At 56.2% G+C, this 1,583-nt stretch carries 2 protein-coding genes; one reads left to right on the top strand and one right to left on the bottom strand.

Features of this window, described 5'->3' with window-relative positions:
* Positions 1 to 339 (top strand): DUF2285 domain-containing protein (locus I6F16_RS37395; RefSeq protein WP_225174764.1); only part of this gene is annotated, 339 nt, incomplete at its 5' end.
* Between the two features lie 257 nt (positions 340 to 596).
* Here I6F16_RS37395 and I6F16_RS37390 read toward each other — a convergent pair.
* A complete protein-coding gene (locus I6F16_RS37390) occupies positions 597 to 1,502 on the bottom strand; it encodes a LysR family transcriptional regulator (protein WP_225174763.1) in 906 nt (301 codons plus the stop codon).
* Between the last annotated feature and the right edge of the window lie 81 nt (positions 1,503 to 1,583).

Genomic DNA, 1,583 nt, shown 5'->3' with positions numbered 1-1,583 from the left:
GCCTCATCGGTTGCTGTCGACCTGCCGCTCGATCGCAATTTCGAGGTTCGTTTGCGGGCAGCTCATCGACTTTCGCTGGCGCTCGAACGGCGGCCCCTTGGACCACCTGCTCTGGCGCTGCCAATCTTGACCCGTCATCGGCTCATCCTCGCCTTCCATGCAGTCGATGGGTCGCTGAAAGAAAATGGCTATCGGGAGATCCGCAAGGTCTATTCGATAAGCATCGTACTCCCGATCGCGGCTGAAAGAACAAACCATCTCCGCAGCCGGACCATTCGCCTCGTCCATACGGGACTGCGTCTCATGCGAGGCGGCTATCGCGCATTGCTCCGTCGATAACCGCAAAGACAGGGGCGAGGGGTCCTGACCTTTTGATTGATGATACGGTCCGGATATCTCACATGACGATTGTAGTTGGCCGGTTGAAGGCGGGAAAGGGTTCTGGCGGGGGCCGTTAGCGTTCTGGACTGCGGGTTGGCCGCGGTTCTCGCCAAAAAAAGAGTCTCGCCGTCGATCGGAAGGGGTCTGCATGTGCAATTGGACGCGCTTGCATCATTCAAAGCATCGATCGAACTCCTGCTATCACCGATACGCGATTAGGCTTCCGGAATTACGGCCTTTTTACAGAGCCGAGCGACGCATCGGCAAAAGGCACGAGCGACTTCGGGATTGTCACTTCGGTCCACCGCATAGGCCCTATACTGCATGCCGCTTGGAGTACGCGATCCCGGTATCACATGGAGCGCCCCCGTGCGCACGAGATCGCTGACAATGATTTCAGGCGCTACCAGCAGGCATTTCCCGGTTATGACGGCCGGCAAAGCAAGGTAATTATGATCGTATCGCGCCCCCGACTTGATGTCCTTTGCGGTCAGGTTCATGGCCCTGAGCCATGTGGGCAGTATGTCGGGCCGCGATGTGATATTCAGAATTGGCATCGAACGGACAGTTGCGAGCGTTTTTCCCATGACATGATTTGGCGAGCCTACGCATACGAGCGTCACATTGTGGATTGCCCAATCGTCGGCCGGTTCAACGACACAAAGATCGCGAGTAAGCAAGATGTCGAAATTGTCGGAGGATCTCGGCGGAGACAATGAACTGATCACGTCGACGACTACGCCGCCCATCTCAGCAGAGAACGCCTGGAGATTTGGAATCAGAAAGGAGTATGCGAAGGTGGAAAGAGACGTGCGGACCACGATTCGATTAGCGTCCGTTCGGCTTTTACGCCGCATTCTCTTCGCCGTGAAACACACTGTGTCGAGCGGTTCGGCAACAGCGTTCGCGAAGAGTCTTCCGAACTCCGTCAATTCACTCCGCCGGCCTCGCCGTTGCACAAGATCCGTACCAAAGTAGTCTTGTAACACAGCCAAATAACGACTGACCGAACTCTGTGTCGTTCCCAATGAGCTCGCTGCACGCGTTACGCTTCCCTCGCGCGCAATGGTCACAAACGCCCGGATAGCATTGAGAGGCACGTCATCGTGTTCGGCAGCCATCTTCTGCTCCGGTAGCTTCTGCATTGCCCGCTGATTGTCACGGCGGCCCATTGCCAGTCATGAATGCTCCATCACATTATT

It is taken from the genome of Bradyrhizobium sp. IC4060 (assembly GCF_020193715.1).
In the GTDB taxonomy this organism is placed as follows: Bacteria; Pseudomonadota; Alphaproteobacteria; order Rhizobiales; family Xanthobacteraceae; genus Bradyrhizobium; species Bradyrhizobium yuanmingense.
This window is presented reverse-complemented; position numbering and strand designations above follow the sequence as displayed.